The following is a 6483-nucleotide window of genomic DNA, read 5'->3' as shown; positions in this document are numbered from 1 at the left end:
ACGTCTGACCGGGCGTCGCCGTGCCCCGTCAGCGGCGCGGGTACCCGTGCGACCAGCCCTCCGCAAGCGGCACCCCGAAGTCTCCACGCACCTCCCCGACCGTCTTCCCGGGGGGAGCGTCTAGGCTGCCGACATGCTGAAGGTGGGCCTGACCGGTGGCATCGGCGCCGGCAAGAGTGAGGTGTCACGGCTGCTCGTCGCGTGCGGCGCCGTGCTGATCGACGCGGACCGCATCGCCCGGGAGGTCGTCGAGCCGGGCACGCCGGGGCTCGCCGCCGTCGTGGAGGCCTTCGGTGAGGAGGTGCTCGCCGAGGGCGGCGGCCTGGATCGTCCCAAGCTCGGCTCGATCGTCTTCGCCGATCCCGCGAAGCTCGCCATGCTCAACTCGATCGTCCACCCCCTGGTGGGCGCCCGCTCCCGCGAACTGGAGGAGGCCGCCGCCGAGGACGCGGTCGTCGTCCACGACGTCCCGCTCCTGACGGAGAACGGCCTGGCCTCGCTGTACGACCTGGTGATCGTCGTCGACGCCGGTCCCGGGACCCAGCTCGACCGGCTCGTGCGGCGGCGCGGCATGTCCGAGGAGGACGCACGCGCGCGGATGGCCGCCCAGGCGTCACGGGAGCAGCGCCGGGAGATCGCGGACATCGTGATCGACAACGACGTCCCGCTGGAGGAGCTGGAGCGCCGCGTCAAGGACGTGTGGGCGGAGCTGGTGCGCAGGTCCCGGGCCTCCCGGGAATAGCGGCGTCCCGAGGGGGCGTTGAACCCGTGCAGTGAGGGAAGGACATTGCCGTGCCCGAGACCAGCGGTTCCACCGGACGTACCCCGGAGACGCACGTCATCGACTTCCGTGCCGCCGAGCAACTGCTGGCTGCCCGGGACCCGCAGGGCGCGGTGAAGCTGCTCGACGGAGTCATCGCCGCGCACCCCGAGAACACCGCCGCCCGGCTGCTGCGCGCCCGGGCCTTCTTCGCCGCGGCGCAGCTGAGGCCTGCGGAGCTGGAGTTCTCGATCGTCCTGGAGCGCGAGCCCGACAACGCGTTCGCCCACTTCGCGCTCGCCCGCACCTATGAGCGGCAGGGCCGCCCCGACCAGGCCAAACGGCATTTCCGGCTGGCCGCCGCGCTGGATCCGAAACCGGAGTTCCTGAAGGCGGCGCGCTTCGACTCGTGAGTCGGCGCGCTCGCTTCCCCGAGGGCCGCGGCTTCAGCGGCGGTCGCCCGGGGGCCGGTAGGGCGGGACGTCGGGGCCCGGCTGGTAGTGCGGGCCCTGGCGGATGTGCCTGAGGACGACGACGAGGTCGACGGTGACGACCAGGAGCAGCACACCGCAGGCGACCGCCCAGCCGTCCCGCCCGACGATCACGAACGCGACCGTGCCGAAGAGCGCCCAGACCAGCCCCCACAGGCTCAGCCAGAAGCGCGCCCGCAGCGCACTGCGCGCCGTCGTCGGTTCACTGCCCGTACGCATCGCAACCACCACTCCTGTAGTGCAACGTACCCGTCGCAGTGGGAGTTCACCCAGGTCGACCGACGGAGCCGGGCGTGCTGCCGGACGCCGACGCGTTACCCGAGTTCCTGCCCGACGTCGCCGTGCGCGACAAGGACAGCTCGGAACATGGCCTTCGGAACATGGCCTTCCATCGGCGGCGGCGCGGCAGCGGCGGGGTGAAGGCCCCGCGGTGGCTCACCCACCACTTCCGTGGCGAGCCTTACCGACTGGGGCCGCTGCAGTTCGGGCGGGCGCGCCTCGGGCAGCGAACAAGGCGACCGGAGGGTGACTGGGACCATCTGCGGCCGTGATTCCGTCTGCGGCCGTGATTCCGTACGCCGTCGGCCCGTTCACTCGGTCGGGTGAAGGGAGTGGGGAGGGGAACGGGCGTGCGGGCGCGGGCCGTTGGACGGGCATGGAGCTGAAAATGCGTGAGGGGTACGAGGGGACGGGCCCCGGGGCCATCACACCGGACGGCTGCGCCGTGGAGCTGTACGCCCGGCTGCCCGTCGGGGACGAGCCGGACGTCATCGCCGGGGCGGCGCCGGAAGGGGCGCGCATCCTGGAGCTCGGCAGCGGGGCGGGGCGCATGACCCACGCCCTGCTGGAGCGGGGTTTCCCGGTCACGGCGGTGGACGAGTCCCCCGAGATGCTGCAGCGCGTGCGGGGGGCGCGGACGATATGCGGTCCGATCGAGGACCTGGAGCTGGACGAGACGTTCGACGTGGTGCTCCTGGCGTCCTTCCTCGTGCACGCGGGGGACGCCGAGGTGAGGCGAGGGCTGCTCCGGACCTGTCTGCGGCATGTCGCGGAGGGTGGCTGTGTGCTGATCCAGCGGGAGGGCGAGGACTACCACGTGAACGTACCGCGCGAGCGCGTGGACCCCGCCGGCTTCACCGTACGGATCGTGTCGTCGGAGCCGGTCGGCGACGGGGTCCGCTCGGTGCGCGCCGAGTACGAGTTCCCGGACGCGGCCTGGACTCAGACGTTCCGGGCCCGGCCCCTCACGAAGGAGCAGTTCGAGGAGGCACTGGAGGAGGCGGGACTGCGCGTGGACCGGTATCTGACGCGGGACCGGACATGGGTGCGGGCTGTGCCGAAGGGGCGCCCGTAGGAATCGGGCGGTCCGGGCTCGGAGGGATGGGGAAGAGGCACGGGACCCCTCTTGGGCACGGCGCTCGTGATCGCTGCTGATCATGCCGCTCGCTCTTGTCGCCTGGGTGCGGTCGGGTAGCGATGCGGCACTGATGCGGTTGCTGTGGCGCCGGGCGTGATGCGGATGCGCGTGCGGAGGGCGACGCGTTGGGGCCCGTGCCCCCAATGCTCACGGCCGCGGCTTGCCCGTCCCGCTGCCGAAGCCGCTCGCCGGGCCCGGGCCGGGTATGCCGAGCCCGCCCATGCCGCGCAGGCGTTCGATCTCGCGGCGGTCCCGCTTGGTGGGGCGTCCGGCCCCTCGATCGCGGATGCCCGCGGGGGCGACGGCCTCGCGCGGCGGGGGCGGAGGGGAGTTGTCGATGTAGCACTGGGTGGCCACGGGCGCGCCGACCCGCTTGCGGATGAGCCGGGTGACGACGACGATCCGCTCGCGGCCGTCGTGCCGCATGCGTACCTCGTCTCCGACGCGCACGGCGTGTGCGGGCTTCACGCGCTCGCCGTTGACGCGCACGTGGCCGCCCCGGCAGGCGGTTGCGCCCATCGAGCGGGTCTTGACGAGGCGTACGGACCAGATCCAGCTGTCGACGCGGACGGTATCGCCGCGCTGGGGGCCCGCGGCCTCGGCGGCGGCGATGGCAGCCGCGACCTTCGGGTCGAGGTCCTTGGTCTCACCGGCACCGCCCTCGGAGGTGCCGGTGTCCTGCCCAGGGGTGGCGTGCGCGGACCGCGTGCCCGAGGACGCCTCGTCGGGGGACGTCCTGTCCACCGGCGCCCTCTCGGAAGACGTCCTGTCCGCGGACGCTGTCTCCTGGGACGCCGTGTCCTCGGTCCCGCTCGTCCTGTCGTACTCCGCACCTCGACTGGCCATGTTTCCGACCTTAGTCCTCCGGGCCACCCGGGCGTGGGGGGATTTCCGCCGGTGGCGCAACAGGTGGCCCAACAGGTCGCGCAGAGGGTGGCACGACCGGTCGCGTAACCGGTGGCGACGCCTGGATGATCGTCGCCGTACCCACGGGCGGGGTGCCCTCGTGCATGGTGATCACGTCGCCGGGCACCAGATGCCGCCAGAAGCGGGGGCTGAGGGGCGCCAGCCGCACGGTCGCCCTCTCGCCCGGAGCCGGCCGGGCTGCGTCCTCCACCCAGAGCAGTGCGATACGGAACTCCGGCCGGCCTCGGCCGACCCCGCTCCGGGCGGTCCCGACGTCCCACAGCGGCCGGAGGTGCCCGTGCCCGGAGAACGCTGTCCGCCGTCCGCCGTCCTCCGTTCGCAGGAGGTCGAGCCGGGCGCGGATGAGCCCGTGGCGCGCCTCGCCCTCCCGCCAGTCGCACCACCGCGCCGTCTCGTCGAGCATCAGCTGGCGGGCCGCCGCCGCGAGGAGCGACCAGAACTCCACGGGGGCGGGGTGTTCGTCGCCGAACTCGAGCAGCAGGTCCAGCACGAAAGCCCAGTCCTGTTGCCGCTCGTATGCGCGGACGTCCTCGACCGTCGCGCCGATCGAGATCCGGGCTTCGCGGGGAAGCAGGCCGGTGGCCCGCCGCAGCAGGATGAAGGCGTCGTCCATGGTCGGCATTCTCGCCCTCTTTCCCCAAAAGTAATTTTGCAAAAAGTCTTCTGTTGACCACTGATGGCGGCCTACCCTCCCGCCATGGACAGTGACGAGCACAAACGCGTACTCGACCCCGAGCACGACACCGCCGCGCTGAAGGCCCTCACCCACCCCCTGCGGATCCAGCTGCTCGGGATGCTGCGGCAGGACGGGCCGGCCACGGCGAGCGAGCTCGCGGTGCGGACGGGGGAGTCGTCGGCGTCGACCAGTTACCACCTGCGGGTGCTGGCGAAGTACGCGTTCATCGGCGAGGCGGAGCACCGGGACGGGCGGGAGCGGCGGTGGCGGGCGCTGCACACCGTGACCTCCTGGAGCAACGAGTCGATGGAGTCCTCCGCCGCGGGCCGGGCCTTCGTGAGCCTGGCGCGACGGCGGCAGATCGAGCATCTGGAGCGGTCCCTCGTGCGGCACGAGGCGGACATGGCCGCGGGGCGGCTGGGTCCGGAGTGGGTCGAGCCGTCCGGGATCAGCGACCTCATGCCCCGGCTGACGGCCGGGTCGCTCACCGAGCTCTGGGAGACCGTCGCCCGGAAACTGCGGGAGCTGACCGCCCGGGACGCGGACGATCCGCGCGCCGCCCACGTCATGCTGCTCACCGCCGGACTGCCCCTCGCCCCGCACGACCGCGGCGACACCGGCGGCGAGGACGTCCCCACGGACAGCACCACCCGCCCGGAAACCGAGGGCCAAGGCGCCGGTCAGGGGAGCGCCGTTCGCCGGGGTGCCGGTCAGGAGAGCTCCGAGCGCTGGGACGTCGGTCACGAGAGCTCCGAGGGCCAGGACGCCTGTCAAGGGAGCGCCGAGAGCCGGGACGCCGGTCAGGAGAGCGCGGAGCGCCAAGACGCCGGCTCTCATCGCGTCCAGAGGGAAGGCCCCGGTCACGAAGGCCACGAGGGCGCGTCATGACCGGGGTCGCGCTGGAGTCGCCCCGCGCACGCACGGCTCGCCGCCGTTACGTCACCGTCTGCGTGCTCCTCTGGCTGCCGCCGGGGCTCGGCATGGCCTCCATGGTCCTGCTGCTCGGCGAGCGCGGTCTGTCCCTCGGCGCCGTCGCGGGTCTCTTCGCCGTCCACTCGCTGACCGTGGCCGCCCTGGAGCTGCCCACGGGCGGGCTGTCCGACGTCCTCGGCCGCCGGCCGGTGCTGGCCCTGGCCGGTGTACTCAACGTGGGCGCGTTCGCCCTGGTCGGCCTCGGCACCACCGCCTGGGTCCTCACCGCCGGCATGGTGCTCATGGGCGCGGCCCGGGCCCTTGCCAGCGGCACCGCGGAGGCCTGGTACGTGGACACGGTGCACGACTGCTCCGGCCCGGACGCCGAACTGCGCACCGGGCTGGCCCGGGGCGCGTCCGCGACAGCCGCCGCGCTCGCGGCCGGCCTCCTCCTCGGCGGCGCGATCCCCTGGCTGCTCGGCCTGGGGCCCGACCTCGGGACGCGGTTGAGCGCGGCGACCTCCGGGGCGGTGCTGCCGCTGTCGGTCCCGGTGCTGCTGGGCGCCGCCCTCAGGGTCGTCTTCGTCTGCTACGTGCTGAGCGTGCTGCGGGAGCCGCCGCGACCGTCCTCCACCCTCGGTTCCGTGCTGCGCGGCGTCCCGGCCACCGTGCGCGACGGACTGCGGCTCGGTGGCCGGGACGCGCTGGTCCGCCGCGTCCTGCTGACCGCCGCGGCCGTCGGCAGTGCCCTGGCCGCCGTCGAACTGCTCCTGCCGGGCCGCACCGCCGCGCTGACCGGGGCGACCGGGTCCGGTGCGATGGCCTATGCCGCGCTCTCCTGCGCGGGATTCGTCTGCAGCGGGGTCGGCAGCCATCTCGCGCCGCTCACCGCGCGGATCGCGGGCGGCGGCGAGCGGGCCGTACGAGCCGGTCTCGGGACCGGAGCGGGCGGCCTGCTGCTGCTCGGCGTCACCGCGTCCTCGGAGCACGCGATGGCGGCGACGCTCGCGGTCGCCGGATTCGCCCTGATCCACCTCGGCCTCGGCGTCGCGTCCCCGAACCAGAACGACCTGCTGCACCGCCGCGTCTCCCGGGCCGGCCGCGCCACCGCCCTGTCCGTCCAGTCCCTGGCCCAGCAACTGGTGGGCGCGCTCACCGGCCTGGTCGTCGGAGCCCTGCCGCCGGGTCCGCTGCCCTGGCTGCTGACGGGCGCCGTCCTGCTGGCCGGAGCCCTGCTCTGGCTCCGTCGCCCCGGCGCGCCCCCGTCCCCCGAGCCCCTCACCCCGTGAACCCGCCCCCC

9 protein-coding genes are annotated in these 6483 nt (G+C 73.7%); 6 read left to right on the top strand and 3 right to left on the bottom strand.

The genetic code is table 11. From position 1 onward, the window contains the following. Nucleotides 1–133: 133 nt before the first annotated feature. The gene (gene coaE, locus ACFW6P_RS23085) at nt 134–742 is read left to right on the top strand and encodes a dephospho-CoA kinase (RefSeq protein WP_386357541.1); all 609 of its coding nucleotides are present in this window, start codon (nt 134–136) and stop codon (nt 740–742) included. Nucleotides 743–792: 50 nt separating this feature from the next. Next, a complete protein-coding gene (locus tag ACFW6P_RS23080; RefSeq protein WP_386357539.1) occupies nt 793–1173 on the top strand; it encodes a tetratricopeptide repeat protein in 381 nt (126 codons plus the stop codon). 33 nt (nt 1174–1206) lie between these two features. Here the strand turns inward: ACFW6P_RS23080 and ACFW6P_RS23075 are convergent, their stop codons facing one another. Continuing rightward, complete coding sequence (locus tag ACFW6P_RS23075) at nt 1207–1470, bottom strand: DUF6343 family protein (RefSeq protein WP_386357537.1); 264 nt, start codon at nt 1468–1470, stop codon at nt 1207–1209. A 74-nt stretch (nt 1471–1544) separates the two neighbouring features. On the opposite strand from ACFW6P_RS23075, the gene ACFW6P_RS23070 reads away from it, so the two are divergent. Both ACFW6P_RS23070 and ACFW6P_RS23065 read left to right on the top strand, forming a co-directional pair. Next, entirely contained in the window at nt 1545–1802 is a 258-nt protein-coding gene (locus ACFW6P_RS23070; protein ID WP_386424554.1) for a hypothetical protein, read from the top strand. 116 nt (nt 1803–1918) lie between these two features. After that, a complete protein-coding gene (locus ACFW6P_RS23065; protein ID WP_386357534.1) occupies nt 1919–2605 on the top strand; it encodes a class I SAM-dependent methyltransferase in 687 nt (228 codons plus the stop codon). Between the two features lie 210 nt (nt 2606–2815). On the opposite strand, the gene ACFW6P_RS23060 is transcribed toward ACFW6P_RS23065, so the two are convergent. Both ACFW6P_RS23060 and ACFW6P_RS23055 read right to left on the bottom strand, forming a co-directional pair. Further along, complete coding sequence (locus ACFW6P_RS23060) at nt 2816–3412, bottom strand: RNA-binding S4 domain-containing protein (protein ID WP_386357544.1); 597 nt, start codon at nt 3410–3412, stop codon at nt 2816–2818. Between the two features lie 112 nt (nt 3413–3524). Next, nucleotides 3525–4208 (bottom strand): hypothetical protein, encoded by a 684-nt coding sequence (locus ACFW6P_RS23055; protein WP_386424551.1) that lies wholly within the window; start codon nt 4206–4208, stop codon nt 3525–3527. Nucleotides 4209–4292: 84 nt separating this feature from the next. Here ACFW6P_RS23055 and ACFW6P_RS23050 point away from each other — a divergent pair, with 84 nt between their 5' ends. Together ACFW6P_RS23050 and ACFW6P_RS23045 are read left to right on the top strand one after the other, a co-directional pair. Then, nucleotides 4293–5159: an ArsR/SmtB family transcription factor gene (locus ACFW6P_RS23050; protein WP_386357530.1), complete on the top strand. Its 867-nt coding sequence runs from the start codon at nt 4293–4295 to the stop codon at nt 5157–5159. Continuing rightward, the gene (locus tag ACFW6P_RS23045; protein WP_386357529.1) at nt 5156–6472 is read left to right on the top strand and encodes an MFS transporter; all 1317 of its coding nucleotides are present in this window, start codon (nt 5156–5158) and stop codon (nt 6470–6472) included. Before ACFW6P_RS23050 ends, ACFW6P_RS23045 begins: the two co-directional genes overlap by 4 nt. Nucleotides 6473–6483: the final 11 nt, after the last annotated feature.

This window comes from Streptomyces sp. NPDC058741, assembly GCF_042746715.1.
Classification (GTDB): domain Bacteria; phylum Actinomycetota; class Actinomycetes; order Streptomycetales; family Streptomycetaceae; genus Streptomyces.
The sequence above is the reverse complement of the archived record's forward strand: the minus strand, read 5'-3'. Positions and strand labels throughout refer to the sequence as shown.